The sequence below is a fragment of the Microcystis sp. LSC13-02 genome (assembly GCA_002282935.1).
Lineage (GTDB): Bacteria > Cyanobacteriota > Cyanobacteriia > Cyanobacteriales > Microcystaceae > Microcystis.
Genome location: MTBT01000220.1, coordinates 1 through 834, shown reverse-complemented (window position 1 = coordinate 834; position 834 = coordinate 1).

Genomic DNA, 834 nt, shown 5'->3' with positions numbered 1-834 from the left:
GATACTTTACGCGCTTTACCGCTTTCTGTATTCTAGCGAAATTCCTCGAAAGTGGAAACGCTACCGCGTTAGTTTCACTTTGGTCGCGATTCATCTCCCGTTAAGCAAGGGCGGCTCTAACGGGAGTCCTCTCGCGACCTTGAGATAGAAACTAGAAAGACTCCGTTCTCTGTCTTTTTTCACTCCCAGACACCTAAGAAGCTATATTGATTAGTTTATCTGACGATATTTCCCTGATTAATCTGGTCTCTCGCTGTCGGTAAAGCCAATTTTAGAGCGGTAATTCAGGATTATTTGCGTATTTACCCGTCATCTTCCAGTCAGGGTTTTTACCTTTTCCCTCTTGCCGATCTAACTGCTTTTTCTAGCTATTTTTAGTCTATCTGTACAATAGGATACAGACGAGGTTTTTTTTACAAAAATTAACAGCTAAACAAAATTGGTCAGCTAATCTAGCAGTTATCTTAATGGTGGGGTAGGAAGTCTCTGGTTTTGGCCAACGTCGGAACGCCGGAACAGTAGCTGGTCGTCCGGAGATGATGCCAAGGATCATAAACGTCGTCAAATCGATTTCGCCGCTCATCGAAAAAGTCGATTGACAGAGGGCAAGTTAGCGGCCAAAATTAACTCTATTAGCCGTTGGCAAGCTTGAGCTTTGATTGTGTAACAGGTTAATTAAGTCTAGCTCGATCTCGAAAAAAAACAACTAATATTGACATCCTCACCGCCGTAAAACGGACGGCGATTCCCAAACCTCACGATTTGGGTTTCTGCTTCTTTCCCTTGCGGGGTTCCGCACCTGCCTTAACAGATTTACTCTGTTCTGGTCTTATG